Here is a 17,403-nt window from a genome sequence, read left to right as displayed (position 1 = left end):
AGGCATGCTCGGCCTCGACGTGAACCTTCCCCAGTCCTGGACGTGGGAGTCCCTCACCACCAGCGGGACCCGCATCGTCGCGATCATCGCCCTGGCGCTGCTGCTGCGCTGGGTCGCCCGCCGGGCCATCGGTCGCATCGTCAAGAAGACCGGCGAGGGCCAGGTCCCCGGCGCCATCGCGAACACCCGCGCCGGCGCCATCCTGTCGGACATGCGCCCCGGCGCGGGCGAGCGACGCAAGCAGCGGGCCCAGGCGATGGGAGACCTGCTCGGCTCCATCGTCGGCCTGGTCATCGCCGGTGTCGCGTTCGTCATGATCCTCGACGTCGTGGGCGTCCCCATCGCGCCGCTGCTCACCAGCGCCGGCATCGTGGGCATCGCGCTCGGCTTCGGCGCCCAGACGTTGGTGAAGGACTACCTCGCCGGCGTCTCGATGATCCTGGAGGACCAGTACGGCGTGGGCGACTCCGTCGACCTCGGCGAGGCCAGCGGGATCGTCGAGGCGGTGGGCCTGCGCATCACGCGGCTGCGCGACGTCAACGGCACCGTCTGGTACGTCCGCAACGGCGAGATCCTGCGGGTCGGCAACCAGAGCCAGAACTGGGCCCGCACGGTCCTCGACGTGACCGTCGCCTACGACTCCGACCTCGACGTCGTGCAGGCGATCCTGGCCGAGGAGGCGGAGGCGATGTACCACGAGGAGCGCTTCGCCGGGGTGATCATCGAGGAGCCCGAGGTGTGGGGCGTCGAGCGCTTCGACAAGGACGGCGTGGTCGTCCGCGTCGTGCTCAAGACCGCGCCGCTGCAGCAGTGGCTGGTGGCCCGCACCCTGCGCCAGCGCGTGAAGCGGCGCTTCGACCAGTCCGGCATCCGCATCCCGTCCACGGCGGCGGTCCCGTTCGAGAGGACCACCGAGTGAGCTCGTTCTACGACGAGATCGGCGGCCACGCCACGATCGAACGCATCGTCGACGTGTTCTACGCGGGCGTGGCCACCGACGAGCTGCTGCGCCCGATGTACCCCGAGGAGGACCTCGGTCCCGCGGCGGAGCGGTTCACGCTGTTCCTCGAGCAGTACTGGGGCGGGCCCACCACCTACAGCAACACCCGCGGACACCCACGACTGCGGATGCGGCACGCCCCGTTCGCCGTCACCGTGGCCGCGCGCGACCGGTGGCTGCACCACTTCCGGGCCGGGCTCGACGCCGTGCAGCTCACGCCCGAGCAGGACGCCCAGTTCTGGGCCTACGTGCAGCACGCGGCGACGTTCATGGTCAACACCGCCGACGAGCCCTCCCCCGACCAGGCCTCACCCGGACTCACGCCCACCGTTCGACGCGGCGCAGGACCGGTCAGCGAGGGCTGAGCTGCTCGGTCAGCACGGCGCGCTCGTCGTCGTCGAGGACGCGTGAGCGCTGCGCCTGGAGGTCGAAGCCGACCAGCACGGCCTCGGCCCGTCCGCGCCGCCCCTCGTCGAAGAGCGTCGTGACCGTGAAGGACGAGCGGCCCACCCGCGTGACGACTGTCCGGGCCGGGTACGGCTCGCGCTGCCACGCGAAGGGCTCACCGAGCGTGAGGTCGACCTGGGCGACCACGAAGCGTGCGGCGCCACCGGCGCCACCGGCGCCCCGCACCCGTGCCACCGAGGCGATGCGCGCCTCCTGGGCGTACTCGAACACCGCGATCGGCGTGGCGACGTCACCCGTCCCGACGTCACTGCGCCGGACCGCCACGTCGTAGCCCTCTCCCCCACCCGGCACGTCGCCGTCGGGCGCCGGGGCGTCCGACCACGTGACCCGCGCGAAGGGCGCTGCGCTGGTGGCAGGAGCGATCTCCTGCACCAGCCGACTGCCGTCGTCGGTGGACGTCACCCGCAGCGGCGTCCGGCTGAGCAGCAGGGGGCGCAGGAACTCCACGGAGATCGAGCGGGCCGTACGGTCGGCCAGCTCACCGGCGGCCACGTGCACGGCGCGCGCCTCGGGGGCGTAGTCGAGGTACACGACGTTGTTGACGTGGCTCAGCTCGTCGAGATCGGCCCAGCGCATGGGCAGCTCGTGCTCGAGCCGGGTCGGGTCATGAAGCGGGTTCGACACCCGTCGATGCTCTCAGACCGGGGTGGGGACACCCTGGTCGGTCGTCTCGATGACGACGAGGGTGTCGCCCTCCTGGACGATCTGGCCCTCGGTCACGAGCACCTCGGAGACCGTGCCGGTGGCCGGCGCGTGCACCGGCAGCTCCATCTTCATGGACTCCAGGACCGCCAGCACGTCGCCCTCGACCACCTGCGCTCCCACCTCGGTGACGAGCTTCCAGACGTTGGAGACGATGTCGGCCTTCGCGGCCGACGTGCCGGGGGCGCTCACGCCTGAGCCCCCTGGGCGCGCGGTGCCAGGACGCCGAGCGCCTGGACCATGCGGTCGCGGGTCTCCTCGGCGACGATCACGTCGTCGAGGATGCCGGCCTCGGCCGCGAGGTAGGGCCGGGCGACGTTCTCGCGGTACTCGGCGGCGAGCTCGTCGCGGAGGGCGTCGGGGTCCTCGGCGTCCTTGAGGGCGCGACGGTGCAGCAGCGCCACGGCGCCACCAGGGCCCATGACGGCGATCTCCGAGCCCGACCACGCCCAGGTGAAGTCGGCGCCGAGCGACCGCGAGCCCATGGCGATGTAGGCGCCGCCGTAGGCCTTGCGCACCACCACGGTGAGCACGGGCGACTGCGCCTCGACGTAGGCGCGCAGCATCGTGGCGCCCTGGGTGATCACGCCGCGACCCTCCTCGACCGTGCCGGGCAGGAAGCCGGGGACGTCGACGAAGGTCAGGACGGGCAGGCCGTAGCGGGCGCAGAAGTCGACGAAGCGCGACGCCTTGACCGACGCCTTCGCGTCGAGGATGCCGCCGCGGGCCTTCGGCTGGTTGGCGATGATGCCGACCGGGCGTCCGTCGAGGTGGGCCAGCACGGTGAGCACGCTCGGGGCGTGCTCCGGGCTGAGCTCGAGCCGGGGACGGTCGTCGAGGACGCCGTCGAGCACCTCGTGCATGTCGAAGACGATGCTCGACTTGTCCGGCACCACGTGCGGCAGACGCGCGACGGCCTCGGGCCGAGCGGGCGCCGGCTCGACGAGGGCCTGGGGACCGCCGACGTGCGACGGCAGGAACGAGAGGATGCCGCGGGCCGCGTCGAGCGCAGCCTGCTCGTCGTCGACCTCGAGGTGGGCGACACCGCTGGTCCGGGTGTGCATGCCGGAGCCACCGATCTCGTCGGCGGTGGCGTCCTCACCCGTCGCGGCCCGGACGATCTCCGGCCCGGTGAGGAACATCTGGCCCTGCTCCTTGACCATGATGGTCCAGTCGGTGAGCGCCGGGGAGTAGGCCGCGGCGCCCGCGCAGGGGCCGAGGATGAGCGAGATCTGCGGGATCTTGCGGCTGGCCTCGACGTTGTTGGCGAAGATGCCGCCGCAGCCGTGGAGGGCGTGGATGCCGTCGTGGATCCGCGCTCCGCCGGAGTCGTTGATGTAGACGATCGGGTGGCCACGGTCGATCGCGATGCGCTGGGCGCGCTGGACCGTCTCGGCGAACACCGCTCCGATGGCCCCGGAGGCGACCGCCGCGTCGTGGCTCGCGACGACGACGGGTCGACCGCCGACGAGCCCCCACCCGATGACGACACCGCTGCCGCTGGAAGGTCCCGCCGTGCGCAACGGCGAGATCTCCACGAACGTGCCCTCGTCGACCAGGAGGTGCGCGCGTTCGCGCGCGGTGTTCACACGTCGGCCACGGGGCTCGACGCGGGCGGTCCGCTCCTGACGTCGCTGCGCGAGGACGTCACGGTGGTGCGGTCGGCCGGCGTCCAGCCCGCTGTCGACTGCTGCGTCGGCTCCCGCGTCGAGGGCGGTGGGCACGTCGAGCTGCGTCATGCGATCTCCTGAAAACGTGAGGGTTTCCTCAACTGTACCGCAAAGCCGAGGAATCCCTCATCTTTGTGACCCACCTCGCCCCGCCGGTCGCGAGCGCGCCGAGGGGTCTGGCCGCGACTGCACCCGTGCGCTACCGTGAGCCCAGACCTAAGCAAGCGCTTACCTCAGGAGAATCTGCATGAGCGAGAACCGCCGCACCGCCCTCGTCACCGGAGCCGCCCAGGGCATCGGTGCCGCCGTGGCCCAGCGCCTGGCCGCCGACGGCCTCGCCGTCGCCGTCGTCGACCTCGACGAGGGAGCCTGCGCCGGCACCGTCGACGCCATCACCGCCGCGGGCGGGTCCGCCATCGCCGTCGGCGCCGACGTCTCCGACGCCGGTGCCGTGGACGCCGCGGTCGAGCGCATCGCCGCCGAGCTCGGCGGACCGACGGTGGTCGTCAACAACGCCGGCATCATCCGCGACAACCTGCTGTTCAAGATGACCGTCGACGACTGGGACGCCGTCATGGCGGTGCACCTGCGCGGCTCCTTCAACACGGTCAAGGCCGCCCAGAAGCACATGGTCGAGGCGAAGTTCGGCCGCATCGTGAACCTCTCGAGCACCTCGGCGCTCGGCAACCGCGGCCAGGCCAACTACTCCGCCGCCAAGGCCGGCCTCCAGGGCTACACCAAGACCCTCGCCATCGAGCTGGGCAAGTTCGGCGTCACCGCCAACGCGATCGCCCCCGGCTTCATCCAGACCGACATGACCGCGGCCACCGCCGAGCGCATCGGCGTCCCGTTCGACGACTTCATCAAGTTCAGCGCCGAGCAGATCCCCGTCCAGCGCGTGGGCCAGCCCGACGACATCGCCCACACCGCGTCGTTCCTCGTGAGCGAGGGTGCCGGGTTCGTCTCGGGCCAGGTCATCTACGTCGCCGGCGGACCGAAGGACTGATCGCACGTGACCGGACCCGAGGGGCTCGACCTCGACGCGCTCCGACGCTGGCTCGACGACCAGGCCCCCGGCCTGCTCGCCGGGCCGCTCGAGGCGACGCTCATCACCGGCGGCAAGTCGAACCTGACCTACGCCGTCTCCGACGGTGAGCGCGACGTCGTCGTGCGTCGCCCGCCCCTCGGGCACGTGCTCGCCACGGCGCACGACATGACGCGGGAGCACCGGGTCATCGACGCGCTGGCGGGCACCGCCGTGCCGGTCCCCGCGACCTACGGCCTCTGCCAGGACGACACGGTCATCGGAGCGCCCTTCTACGTGATGGAGCGGGTCGTCGGCACGCCCTTCGCCCGCGCCGCCCAGCTGGTCGAGATCGGCGAGGAGCGCACCCGCACCATCACCGGGCGGATGGTCGACGTCCTCGCCGACCTGCACGCCGTCTCCCCCGACGACGTCGGACTCGGCGACTTCGGTCGCCCCGACGGCTACCTGGAGCGGCAGGTCCGTCGCTGGAAGAAGCAGCTCGACGCCTCCCGCAGTCGCGACCTGCCCGGCATGGACGACCTCATCGCCCGGCTCGACTCGTCGATCCCGCAGACCAGCGAGGGCACGATCGTGCACGGCGACTACCGCCTCGACAACGTGCTCGTCGACACCGGCCCCGAGGGTGGCGACCGCCTGACGGCCGTCCTCGACTGGGAGATGAGCACGCTGGGCGACCCGCTCACCGACGTCGCGATCCTGCTGGCCTACCAGCAGCTCGCCGAGAGCGCGGCCGACGGCCCGGGTGCCGCCATGGTCACCGATGCCGCGAAGGCGCCGGGCTACCTCCCACGCGAGGAGGTGCTGCGCCGGTACGCCGAACGGTCCGGACGCGACGTCTCCGACATCGACTTCCACCTGGCTCTCGCGTTCTTCAAGCTGGCCGTGATCCTCGAGGGGATCCACTACCGACACGCGCACGGACAGACGCTCGGCGCGGGCTTCGACGGCATCGGCGACCTGATCGAGCCGCTCATCCAGGCTGGCCTGCGCGCCTGACCCCCTCGCGGAGCGGCGACCGGTCGGTCGTCCCCGTGAGGTGACCCACCAGTAGGTCGAGGCCCGAAGTGGCGTGCCGGACGGCGCCCGTCCCCTAGGGTGGGCCGCGTGACCGCGGAGATCCTCGAACCCCGACGTCGCCCGACGCAGGACCGCAGCCGGGCGAAGTTCGAGCTGCTGCTGCGCACGTCGCGCGACCTCCTGCTCGACGTCGGCTTCGAGTCGTTCACCTGCGAGGAGGTCTCGCAGCGGGCCGGGCTCCCCACCGGGACCCTCTACCAGTACTTCGCGAACAAGTACGTGATCGTGTGCGAGCTCGACCGGCAGGACGCCGTGGCCGTGCACGAGGAGCTGACCAGCTTCTCGGAGATGATCCCGTCGCTGGACTGGTTGCGCTTCCTCGACCGGATGATCGACCACGTGGCCCGGCTGTGGGCCGACGACCCGTCGCGGCGGGCCGTGTGGCTCGCCGTGCAGTCGACCCCGGCCACCCGGGCGACCGCCGCCGTCACCGAGCGCGAGCTCGCTGCCGCCGTGGCCCGCTTCCTCGCCCCCCTGACGCCCGGAACCCCGCGCGAACGTCGCCGGATCATGGCCGAGGTGCTCCTCCACGTCAGCTACTCGATGCTCAACTTCTCGGTGCGCGACGGCCAGAGCCACGCCGAGGCGGTCATCGAGCTCAAGCGTCTGCTCGCCGCGTACCTGCTGTCGTCGGAGCCCGACGCCCGCTGAGCGCGGCTCAGGACCAGGCCAGCAGCACCACGACCGCCGCGACCGCGAACGCCAGCGCGGCCACGCTCGCCGGCACCCGGCCGTCGCCGACGAGATCGATCGACACCTCGCCGCCGCTCGACGACGTTCCTCGACCCCGGAGCACCAGAGCGCCGACCCACCCGACCATCGCGAGCACGAGCACGGCCGAGACCACGGTCACGGCCGTCCCCTCGATCCAGGCGACCCGTGCCACCAGCAGGCCCAGGACCACGCACGACGCGGCCGTGCGGCGCCAGGCGAGCCAGGTCCGCTCCTGCGGAACCGCCCGCGGAGGACTCACCCGGGCACCGCCAGCACGACCAGGACGACGCAGGCCACGACCACCGCGCCGACGAGCAGGAGTCCGACCCCGTTGGAGGGCAGCGGCCGACCTTGGCGCACCGCGCGCTCGGTACGCGCCCAGCTCCGCCAGGCATGCGCGGCGCACAGCGCACCGGCGATCGCGAGCCCGGTCGACGTCAGGGCCACCACGAGGTCGGGCAGCTCGAGATCGAGCACGTGCACGGCCACCGCCCCGGCGAGCAGGGCCAACGAGGTACGGATCCAGGCGAGGAACGTGCGCTCGTTCGCGAGCGAGAAACGCGGATCGGGCTCCTCGCCGACGCCGTACACGCTGCGTGGCCAACGACGGTCGCCACGGTCCTCGGTGGTCATGGGACGACCCTAGCGACGCGCACCCTCCGCCAGCACGACGTAGGCGAGGGCGTGGTCACCGTCGTGGCTGAGGCTCACGTGCGCCTCCACACCGGGCAGGTGCTCCGCGACCTCCCCGTGCAGACGCAGACGGGGGCGGCCCCACGCGTCGCACACCACCTCGACGAGCCCCAGCACCTCGTCGCCCATGACCGGCGGCTCGCCGAAGATCGAGGCCGACCAGGCCTTCACGAAGGCCTCCTTGGCCGCCCAGCGCGCCGCGAGGTGGCGACCCTCGCCACCACCGTGCTGCCCACGACCGACCTGCGCCGCGCGCTCGGCCGCGTCGCGCCGCTCCCCCGGGGTGAACACCCCGGCGAAGCGTGTGCCGGGGAGGGCGAGCTGGTCGACGAACGACGGCACGTGGACCAGGTCGACGCCGACTCCCAGCACGGTCCCCTCGACCGTCCCGGGAGACGGCGCGCCGGCACCCCCGCCGGCGCCGTCTGCCGCCCGCGGCCCGGCACCCCCGCCGGCGCCGTCCGCCGCCCGCGGCCCGGCACCCCCGCCGGGGGTCACGAGCAGGCCGTGGCGACGTACACGTCGTCGTCGCCCAGACGCGCCTGCGGGTCGAGCAGCATCGACGCCTCCCGGCCCCGCACACCCTCCTTGCCGAGCCGACGTCCCGCGGGACGCTCGTACGCGGTGGCCGCACCGACCATCACCCGCGCCAGGCGCATCCGGCCGGCCACGACCCGCTCGCGCGACCGTGCGACGTAGTTCTCGCGCTCGGCCTCGGGCAGCGCCTGCACGAACGCCTCCGGGTGCGCCAGGGCGATGAGCCCCGCCACGTGGCCGAAGCCGAGGCTCGTGACCAGGCCGGCCTTGAGCGTCGCACCGGCGAGCGGCTCGCGCAGCCAGACCAGGTGCTCGTGCTCGGCGAGCACGTCGTCGACGCAGTCGAGGCTGCGGTTCGGCGGCAGCATCCCGCCGGCCAGCACCTGGGTGAGACCGATCAGCTGGAACGCCGCGGCACCACCCTTCGCGTGGCCGGTGAGCGTCTTCTGCGACACCACGAACAGCGGGTTGCCGGCGCTGCGACCGATCGCCGCCGCGAGCCGCTCGTGCAGCTCGGACTCGTTCGGGTCGTTCGCGTCGGTCGACGTGTCGTGCTTGCTCACGACACCGATGTCGTCGGCGTCGAGGCCGAGCACCGTCAGCGAGCGGGCCAGCTGCGACTCGCGCCCCCCGATGGCCGCGGCCAGGGCACCGATCCCGGGCGCCGGGATCGACGTGTGCACGCCGTCCGCGAACGACCCGGCGTAGGCGACCACGCCGTGGACCGGCAGGCCCATGCGGGCCGCGACGTCACCGCGGGCCAGCAGCAGCGTGCCGCCGCCCTGGGACTCCACGAACCCGCCGCGACGACGGTCGTTGGCCCGGCTCACCCGACGCGGATCGATGCCCTTGGCGAGCATCGCGCCCGAGTCGGCCGTCGCGGACATGTCCGCGAAGCCGATGATGCCCTCGGTGCTCAGGTCGTCGAAGCCACCGGCCACCACGAACTCGGCCTTGCCGACCTTGATCTTGTCGACGCCCTCCTCGACGGAGACCGCCGTGGTGGCGCACGCTGCGACCGGGTGGATCATCGCGCCGTAGCTGCCGACGTACGACTGCACGACGTGCGCGGCGATGACGTTGGGCAGCGCCTCCTGCAGGATGTCGTTGGGGTTGTTCTCCCCCAGCAGGGTGTTGATGTACAGCGCGTGCATGGAGGCCATGCCGCCCATGCCGGTGCCCTGCGTGTTGGCGACGAACGCCGGGTGCACCCAGCGCATCAGCTCGGCCGGCGTGAAGCCGCTCGAGAGGAACGCGTCGACGGTGCACACGAGGTTCCAGATCGCGACGCGGTCGATGGACTCCAGCATCTCCGCCGGGACGCCCCAGGCGGAGGGGTCGAAGCCGGTCGGGATCTGGCCGCCGATGGTGCGGCTCAGCTCCATGCGGCGCGGCACGCGGATCTCGGTGCCGGCCTTGCGGGTGACGGTCCACTCGCCGTCGGGCGACGACGTGATGCTGGTGCGCTCGGGATCGGCGGCCACCATGGCCCGGGCCTCGGACTCGCTGCCGACCGAGAACGTCAGGTCGTCGTCGAGGTACACCGACGTGAGCAGCGGCGCCGTGTTGTCGACCATCGAGCCGTCGTCGCCGTAGGTGCGGATGCCGCACCGTGCGACCACGGCGTCGTGGTACCGCTCGTGCACGTCGGCCTCGTCGACCGGCTCGTTCGACTCGACGTCGTACCAGCCCTGGTTGACGTCGTCCCACGTGATCAGGCCGGTGTTCCAGGCCAGCTCGAGCACGCCGGCCGCGGACAGCTCGTCGTGCACCTCCATCTCGAAGCGCGTGCGGGCCGAGCCGTACGGGCCCAGCTCGCCGGTGCCGACGATGACGACCATGTCCTCGGGGCGCGCGGTGACCTCGCCCCACGCCGGGGTGGCGGCGTCGGGCAGCTGCGCCGGCGACGGTGCGAGGGCCGCCACGGTGGGCGTCTCGTCGTCCTCCTCGACCGTCGGGCGCTCCACGCCCTCGGCCAGCGCGCGCAGGTCGAGATCGGCCTCGCCCAGTCCGCCGGTCAGGTCCAGCTCGACCGGGGCGACGGACGCCTGCTCGCGCAGCGCGGTCGTGCAGCCCTGGGTGAGCAGCGCGTCGGCCATCTCGTCGGGGCTCCAGGTGCGGACACCGGCGGACTCGACGGCCTGCACGAGCGGGTCGTTGCCGCCCATGAGGCCGGTGCCGCGGACCCAGCCGATGATGGCGTGGGTCAGCGTCACGCGGTCGGACCAGCTCTTCTCGGCGCCCCACTTGGTGACGACGGCGTCGAGCGCGGCCTTGGCTTCGCCGTACGCGCCGTCGCCGCCGAACATGCCGCGGTTGGGCGAGCCCGGAAGCAGCACGTGCAGACGGGACGCCAGGTCGTGGTCGCGGCCCGTGGTGGCGAGGGCGCCGACGAGGCGCTCCACCGACCACAGCAGGATGCGGGCCTCGACCTCGGTGCGGCTGCCTGCGTCGGACAGGTCGCCCATCACGCGGCCGGCCGCGAACGGCACGAGCAGCGTGGGGACGAGGGCCGGCTTGGTCACGGTCTTGGTGCTGCCGACCGTGCGGGCCTGCTCGGTGACGATCCACGACGAGAGCGCGTCGACGTCGGCGAACGAGGCCATGTTGGCCGGGACCACCCACAGGCGGGCACCGGCACGGGCGTGCGTCCGGTAGAGCTCGCGGTAGAACCCGACCTTGCGGCTGTCGAGGCTCGACGTGGTGGCCACGACCGTGGCGCCACCGGCGAGGAGCTCACCGACGACCGAGGCGGCGATCGAGCCTCGGCTGGCGCCGGTGACGACGGCGACGTCGTCGCTCCAGGTGCCGGGCGTGGTGTCGAGGGCGGCCTCGGCGATCTGCTCGAGGCGGGCCCTCAGCGCGGCGTCGTCGGTGCGTCCGGCCCACCAACGGGCCTGCGACGCCACGACCTCGCCGCTGCCGGTCAGGTCGATCTCCTTCTCCGCCCACGGCCCGGAACCCCCGCCGGGCGCGGTCTGGCCCAGCGCGATGCGCGCGAGATCCTCGCGGGCGCTGGCCCAACGGTCGTCGACCAGCACCGCGCGGCGCTCGTCGAACGCGGGGGCGACGGCGTCGACCCAGTCGGAGCCGAGCTCGGCCTCGACGCGGTCGAGCACGCGCTGCGCGTCCTCGTCGGTCTCGGTGCCGGGCGCCGCGTCGGCGAGGCCCAGCTGAGCGAGCAGGTGGCGGGCGGTGCTGGCGAGCACGCCGTCGGGTCCGGTGATCTCGCCCGTGATCTCGGCGAGGGCGGCGGCGTCGACCGTGGCGTCGGAGCCACCGGCGGACGGCAGGTCCACGCTCACGCCGTGGCGCGCTGCCACGGCCTGCACGGCGGCGTCGACGGCCGCGTCGACCTCGGCGCCGTTGGACGGCACGGCGATCGTGGCGAGGTCTCCCCCGCGCACGCTGGCACCGTCGCGCGTCGACATGGCCAGCTCGGCCACCACGTGGCTCGCCCAGCCGGGGCCGAGCTGCCACACGTCGGTCACGCGGTCGGCGACAGCGGACTGCTTGCGACCCGTGGGGCCGAGCACCTTCTTCAGGTGGTCGGCGAAGGTCGCGGTGAGCACGGGGCCGAACGGCTTGTAGCTGCGGGCCAGCCCCTTCACCTGGGCCGACAGCGTCGGCACGTCGGCGTCGGCGGCACCGTCGATGGCGCCGAGCGACAGCTCGCCGCCGAGGTCGACCAGCAGCTGGTTGCGGCGCGACGACGCACCGTCGCAGAGCGACTCGATGGAGTCGGCAGCGCCGATCTGCTCGGGGCGCAGCTTGGTCCACCAGGCGATCAGCGTGCGGGTGCCGTCGGCGGCGTCGAAGCCGAGGTCGGCCGGACGCGGACCGCCGGAGGACACCGGGGCCGCGGCGGGCGCCGGGGCGGCCGTCGTCGCGGCGGACTCGGCGGCGGGCGCCTCGTCCACGACGTCGTCCTCGACGGGCGCGGGGTCCTCGTCGGTCGCGAACACCGCGGCGGCGTCCCGCTCGACGTTCACGACCTCCACGCCACGCTCGCCGAGCGTCGACTGGACGGCCGGGAGCTTGATCGTGGACGACGCGAGGTTGGCGACGGTGGGCGACTGGCCCACGCCGATCTCGACGAAGCGCTCGACCCCGAGGCCACCGTTCTCGACCGACGCGAACATCAGGTCCTGCGTCTCGATCCAGCGCACCGGGCTGGCGAACTGCCAGGCCAGGAGCTCGACGAGCAGCGTGCGGCACAGCGCCTGCGGGCGGGCGGCCCAGGTGTCGAAGTCGGACAGCACGGCGTCCAACGGGGACTCACCGACGAGATCGGCGATCTCCTGCACGAAGCCCTGGCCGAGCGAGAACGGCCGCGGCACGAGGTTCGGCACGTACCGACCCTCGAGGATCGTCGGATCGATCTCGGCCGGCAGCAGCTCCTCCAGGCGGGCCCGGAAGTCCGGGACGCCGCCGTGCAGCACGCGGGAGTGGAACGGCACGTCGATGCCGGGCACCAGGATGAAGGCGGCCTTGCCACCGAAGCGTGCGCGACGCTCGGCGATGTCCTCCTCGAGGACCTCGAGACCGCGCACGGTGCCGGCGATGGCGTACTGCGAGCCGCGCAGGTTGTAGTTGACGATCTGCAGGAACTGCCCGCTGCGCTCGGCGACGCCGTCGACGTAGGCGGTGACCTCGTCGTCGGCCAGGCCGATCTGCGACGGACGGATGGCTGCGAGGCGGTAGTCGCTGCGACCGTGCTCGTCACGGGGGACGAGCGTGTGCATGACGGAGCCGCGCTGGAACACGACCTCCACGACGGCCTCGAGCGGGATGACACCCGACACGGCCGCGAGTGCGTTGTACTCACCGACCGAGTGGCCGGCCAGCACTGAGCCCTCGACGAACGCGCCGGACTCGCGCAGCTCGGCCATCTGGGCGGCGCCGAGCACCGCCATGGCCACCTGCGTGAACTGGGTCAGGAACAGCACGCCGTCGGGGTGCTTGTGGGTGGTGCCGTGGGCGACGAGCACGGTCGGGTTGTCGCGCACGACCGTGAGGATCGAGAAGCCGAGCGCGCTGCGGGTGTGCGCGTCGGCACGGTCCCACACGGCGCGGGCGGCCTTGGACCGCTGGTAGCCGGCCATGCCCATGCCCGGGTGCTGGATGCCCTGACCGGGGAAGGCGTAGGCCGTGCGCGGTGCGGCCACCCGGGCCGTGGCGGCCATGACGAGCTCACCACCGGCGCGGCAGGTGACCTCGACGACCTCGTCGCCGTCGACCAGGGCGGTGCGCTCGGCCTTCACCGAGACGGTCGCACCGGGGGCCAGGGGGCTGAGCCAGCGGGTGGTCCAGCCGAGGAGCGTGCGACCCGTGGCGTCGGCCACCACGCGCTGCGCGGCGGCGGACAGCCACATGCCGTGGGCGATCGGCTCGCCGAGACCCGCCAGACGGGCTGCGGCCACGCTCGTGTGGATGGGGTTGTGGTCGCCCGAGACGGAGGCGAACGCGCGCAGGTCGGTGGGGGTGACCACCGTGCCCTCGGCGCGGGTGCGGCGCGGCGTCGGGTGCACCTCGGCGTCGCCCAGACGGCCACCCGCACGGACGGGCTCGCCGGCGTCGGCCGAGCCGGGACGGCCCCGCACGCAGAAGCGCTCGACCAGCGTGGCCACGGTGCCGTCGGCGTCCGTGGCGGTGACGTCGACGGTCACGACGCGACCGAGGTCGGTGGCGCGCACGGAGCGGACGGCGGCGCGGAGGGTGAGCTCGGTGCCGTCGACCGGCGTGCGGGCGACGTCGACCGCGTGGTCGAGGTGCACCAGGTCGAGCATGCCCTCGACGACGGGGTCGCCCGCCTCGGTACGGCTGGCGCCGATGACCGCGAACACGGCCGGCCAGGCGAGGCCGACGAGGGCGTCGGGCACGAAGGCCGCGGTCTCGCCGGCGGTGACGCCGGCGTGGTCGGCAGCGAGGTCGTCGCTCCAGGGAGCGCTGAGCGTCGCGGCTCCCTCGGACACCGACGGGAGCGAGCCGCCCGCGGCGGCGGTGAGGAGGTCGAGCATCGCGGCGGCGGCGGTGCTCGTGGAGATCACGGGCGCGCCACCGGTGGCCACGCCGTCGGTGACGTCGAAGGTGAGCGTGAGCGTCCGGCCGCCACGGTCCAGCGGCACCACGAGCTCGGCGGTGTGGCCCGAACCGGTCAGGACGGCACCCGTCTCGGGGTGCTCGGCGCGCTCGGGGGCGACGCTGACCCAGCCCGTCGACGACGAGGCCGGGGTCCCGAGGCGGTGCACGGGGTTGCGCACGGCGCGCCCGGCCCAGACGGCGTCGGGCGAGGCGAGCACGAGGGACACGGCGCCGGTGGCGCCGTCGGCGCGGCGCAGGCCGACGACCTCGAGCGGTGCGGCACCCGAGGCGAGCACCGCGTCGACCGCGGCGTCCTCGAAGCGGCGCAGCAGGTCGGCCACCGGCTCGTCCACGCGGGTGATGCCCGCGACCGAGACGGTGCCGGGGATGACGCAGACCTCGTCGGCAGCGAAGCGCGGGTCGTGGGCCTGCCACAGGGAGTCCGAGCGCCACCAGCGGCGCACGTCGGCGTCGACCACGGGCACGAACGGCACGGGCTTGCCCGGACGACGGCACACCTGCACGAAGAACGGCACGTCGGCGGGGTGGAGCACGACGTCGTCGGCGGCCGGGTGGGCCTCGCGGAGCACGGTGAGTGCGGCGGTGGCGTCCTCCACGTCGGCGGGCGTCGCGAACAGGGTGGCGACGGGGCCGTGGTCGACGTCGACCAGGCGCGCCTCGGCGCGCTGCAGCATCGCGTGGAAGCGGTCGCGGAGCGTCACGTCGAGCCAGGCGGAGCCGCCCTCGTCGTCGTGTCCGTTGGGTGCCGCATGATCGGTGGTGAGCGCGGCGAAGCGGTCGAGCCACGCACCGTAGGTCATGGTCGCGACGTCGCCGAAGTACGGCTTGGCGGTGCGGTCGAGGGCCTCGACGATCTCGTCGCGGCGGGCTGCGACGGCGTCGGCGTCGCCGGCGACCTCGTCGAGCAGCCGTCCGGTGCGCGACGCGGTGTTGTCGATCTCGTGGATGTCGGCGCCGAGCTGGCTGCGGCCCGAGGACATGCCCCCGTCAGCCGCACCCGCCCCGACCCACGCGGGCGTCCCGGGGGTGTCGACGAGGAGCTGCTTGACCGCGGGGGAGGTGGTGGCCTCGAGGGTCGCCATCGCCGCGGTGCCGACGAGGACGCCGTCGAGCGGCATGACGGGGTGACCGTGGGCACGGGCCCACTCACCGGTCAGGTAGGCCGCAGCCACCTCGGGGGTGCCGATGCCGCCGCCGACGCAGACGACCACGTTGTCGTGGGCGCGGAGCTGGGCGTAGGTGGCGACGAGCAGGTCGTCGAGGTCCTCCCACGAGTGGTGACCGCCGGCCTTGCCGCCCTCGATCTGCACGATGATCGAGCGAGGCGCGACCTTGTCGGCGATGGCGAGGACCTGGCGGATCTGCGCCACGGTGCCCGGCTTGAACACCACGTACTCGATGCCGACCTCGGCCAGCTCCTCGACGAGCGCGACGGCCTCGTCGAGCTCGGGGATGCCAGCGGTGACGATCACGGAGTCGATGGGCGACCCGGCGGCCCGGGCCTTCTGCACCAGACGCTGACCACCGAGCTGCAGCTTCCACAGGTAGGGGTCGAGGAAGAGGGAGTTGAACTGGAACGTGCGGCCCTCGTCGAGGAGGTCGTCGAGCTCGGCCATCCGCTCGGTGAAGATCTGCTCGCTCACCTGGCCGCCGCCGGCGAGCTCGGCCCAGTAGCCGGCGTTCGCGGCCGCGGCCACGATGGCGGCGTCGACGGTCGTGGGCGTCATGCCGGCCAGCAGCACGGGCGAGCGACCGGTCAGACGCGTGAACGCGGTCTCGACGCGCAGGCTGCCGTCGGGCAGCGTGGCGGCGGTGGGGGCGTAGGACGACCAAGGACGGCTGCGACGGGGAGCCGCGCCGGGCACCGTCAGCTCGCGGTGGCCCCGGCGCGTGGCGACGGAGACCACGCCGGCGCCCCGGACCTTCGCCTCGGCGGCGCTCAGGCGCGCGGCCAGGTCGCCGGGACCGACGTCGAGCAGCCACTCGGCACCGGCGTCGAGCACGCGCTCGACCTCGGCGACCCAGTCGACCGGCTCGACGACGGCACGCCGCGTGAGCGTGCGAGCCTGCTCGGGGTCGAGTCCGCAGGTGGCCGCCCAGGTGGCGGCGAGGTCGGCGGCCTCGGAGAGCGCAGGGTGGTGGAAGGCGAGCTGCGCGGCCACGGGCTCGACGACGGGCTTGAACGCCGCGCCTCCGGTGACCTTGCGTGCACGCTCGTCCTTCTGGGCGGCGGCCACCTCGTCCATGAGCGTCACGGCACGGCGCAGACCCTCCTCAGGACCCGACAGCACCACGGAACGACGTCCGTTGCGCAGGTGCGTGACCACGTCGGCCGAGGCGGGGAGCGTCGAGAGCGCCTCCGCCACGCGCGCGGGGCTCTCCCCCGTGACGCTGAGCATCGTGGCTCCGAGCAGGCCGCGGCGGCGACCCACGACGTGGGCTGCCGCACCGGCCAGACGGGCGTACGCGTAGAGCTCGGCCGGGTCGGCGCCTGCCAACGCCTCCAGCGCGAGGGAACCCTGCGAGTGCCCGGCGGACGCGACCGGCGGGGTCGCGGTGACGTCGAGTCCCTGGCGGCGCAGGGCCGCCAGCCCGGCGAGCTGGGTGAGCAGGATGCCGGGGACGGACACGGCCGGGACCTGCTGGTCGACGGCCGAGGGAAGGCTGGGCGCCTCGTCGTCCTCGGCGGACTCACCGACGGCCAGGGCGTCGACCCACGCGAGCGGCGTGACCGTGGCCCCGGTGCGCAGGAGCTCACCGGCCACCGGCTCGAGGGTGCGCTCGGCGCGGTCGACGACGGACGTCAGGTCCGCCTCGAGGGCGAAGTCGCGGACCAGGGTGGCGAGCGCGTCGAGCCAGGCCTCGCCCTGTCCCCCGGCGACGACGGCGTAGCGCTGCCCACCCCGCAGACGGTCGACCAGCGCCTCGCGGCGGCCTCCGGTGGTGGCGGTGCTCGTGGTCGTCGGCGTCGTGGGGGTGGTGGTCACGTCGAATTACCTCGCTGCGGCAGATGGGTGGAAGCACCATCGTCGCAAAACGTGAGAGGAACCTCAAGTTTATTCCGAGGGTTTCCTCATGTTCTGTTGGTCACACGTCCGTCTGCCTGCGGCTGCGCTACCTCCAATCCGACCCCTGCCTGGCCTCCGAAAGAGCCTCGACCGGACAGCCCCCAGCGCGGTCGCCCCCTGCTTGCGGGCCCACCATCGGTGGATCCTCAACCGCAGATCCCGGTTTGCGGTTGAGGATCCACCGAAGGGCGCGTCGAGACCGCGTCATCGGTGGATTCTCAACCACAGCGGCACTCCTGCGGTTGAGGATCCACCGATGCCCCAGGAGTGCCCGCAGTCCCGGCCGCGGCGCACCCCACCGCCCGGTCGAGGCCTTTCGGA

At 73.3% G+C, this 17,403-nt stretch carries 12 protein-coding genes; 5 read left to right on the top strand and 7 right to left on the bottom strand.

The window, feature by feature from the left end; genetic code table 11:
* The first annotated feature begins 4 nt into the window (after positions 1-4).
* Together NBW76_RS07125 and NBW76_RS07120 are read left to right on the top strand one after the other, a co-directional pair.
* Positions 5-919 (top strand): mechanosensitive ion channel family protein, encoded by a 915-nt coding sequence (locus NBW76_RS07125; RefSeq protein WP_056553064.1) that lies wholly within the window; start codon positions 5-7, stop codon positions 917-919.
* A complete protein-coding gene (locus tag NBW76_RS07120) occupies positions 916-1,365 on the top strand; it encodes a globin (protein WP_056553067.1) in 450 nt (149 codons plus the stop codon). Before NBW76_RS07125 ends, NBW76_RS07120 begins: the two co-directional genes overlap by 4 nt.
* On the opposite strand, the gene NBW76_RS07115 is transcribed toward NBW76_RS07120, so the two are convergent.
* From NBW76_RS07115 to NBW76_RS07105, 3 genes are read right to left on the bottom strand one after another with little or no spacing between them, the layout of a single operon-like run.
* On the bottom strand, positions 1,352-2,092 hold the full coding sequence (locus NBW76_RS07115) for an acyl-ACP thioesterase domain-containing protein (RefSeq protein ID WP_056553070.1): 741 nt from the start codon (positions 2,090-2,092) through the stop codon (positions 1,352-1,354). The genes NBW76_RS07120 and NBW76_RS07115 overlap by 14 nt on opposite strands.
* Before the next feature lie 12 nt (positions 2,093-2,104).
* Entirely contained in the window at positions 2,105-2,362 is a 258-nt protein-coding gene (locus tag NBW76_RS07110; protein WP_200914499.1) for a biotin/lipoyl-binding carrier protein, read from the bottom strand.
* Positions 2,359-3,909, bottom strand: coding sequence for an acyl-CoA carboxylase subunit beta (locus NBW76_RS07105; RefSeq protein WP_082481724.1), 1,551 nt, complete (start codon positions 3,907-3,909; stop codon positions 2,359-2,361). The genes NBW76_RS07110 and NBW76_RS07105 overlap by 4 nt, the downstream gene beginning before the upstream one ends.
* A 178-nt stretch (positions 3,910-4,087) precedes the next feature.
* Between NBW76_RS07105 and NBW76_RS07100 the strand changes: the two genes are divergently transcribed.
* The 3 genes from NBW76_RS07100 to NBW76_RS07090 all read left to right on the top strand — a co-directional run bounded on the left by NBW76_RS07100 (position 4,088) and on the right by NBW76_RS07090 (position 6,616).
* The gene (locus tag NBW76_RS07100; RefSeq protein ID WP_056553071.1) at positions 4,088-4,846 is read left to right on the top strand and encodes an SDR family oxidoreductase; all 759 of its coding nucleotides are present in this window, start codon (positions 4,088-4,090) and stop codon (positions 4,844-4,846) included.
* 6 nt (positions 4,847-4,852) lie between these two features.
* Positions 4,853-5,884, top strand: coding sequence for a phosphotransferase family protein (locus NBW76_RS07095; protein WP_055964921.1), 1,032 nt, complete (start codon positions 4,853-4,855; stop codon positions 5,882-5,884).
* Between the two features lie 108 nt (positions 5,885-5,992).
* Entirely contained in the window at positions 5,993-6,616 is a 624-nt protein-coding gene (locus NBW76_RS07090) for a TetR/AcrR family transcriptional regulator (protein WP_056553075.1), read from the top strand.
* Positions 6,617-6,623: 7 nt separating this feature from the next.
* Here NBW76_RS07090 and NBW76_RS07085 read toward each other — a convergent pair whose 3' ends face one another.
* The 4 genes from NBW76_RS07085 to NBW76_RS07070 are packed head-to-tail and all read right to left on the bottom strand — an operon-like array spanning position 6,624 to position 17,001.
* Positions 6,624-6,938, bottom strand: a complete 315-nt coding sequence (locus NBW76_RS07085) for a DUF202 domain-containing protein (RefSeq protein WP_156364704.1) — start codon at positions 6,936-6,938, stop codon at positions 6,624-6,626.
* Positions 6,935-7,312, bottom strand: a complete 378-nt coding sequence (locus tag NBW76_RS07080) for a YidH family protein (protein WP_055964916.1) — start codon at positions 7,310-7,312, stop codon at positions 6,935-6,937. Before NBW76_RS07080 ends, NBW76_RS07085 begins: the two co-directional genes overlap by 4 nt.
* A 9-nt stretch (positions 7,313-7,321) precedes the next feature.
* Complete coding sequence (locus tag NBW76_RS07075) at positions 7,322-7,870, bottom strand: holo-ACP synthase (protein WP_235492897.1); 549 nt, start codon at positions 7,868-7,870, stop codon at positions 7,322-7,324.
* Positions 7,867-17,001, bottom strand: a complete 9,135-nt coding sequence (locus NBW76_RS07070; RefSeq protein ID WP_056553081.1) for a type I polyketide synthase — start codon at positions 16,999-17,001, stop codon at positions 7,867-7,869. The genes NBW76_RS07075 and NBW76_RS07070 overlap by 4 nt, the downstream gene beginning before the upstream one ends.
* Positions 17,002-17,403: the final 402 nt, after the last annotated feature.

The sequence above is a fragment of the Aeromicrobium sp. Leaf245 genome, from assembly GCF_942548115.1.
Lineage (GTDB): Bacteria > Actinomycetota > Actinomycetes > Propionibacteriales > Nocardioidaceae > Aeromicrobium.
Note: the sequence above shows the minus strand (reverse complement) of the source record. Positions and strands in the feature narration are given on the sequence as shown.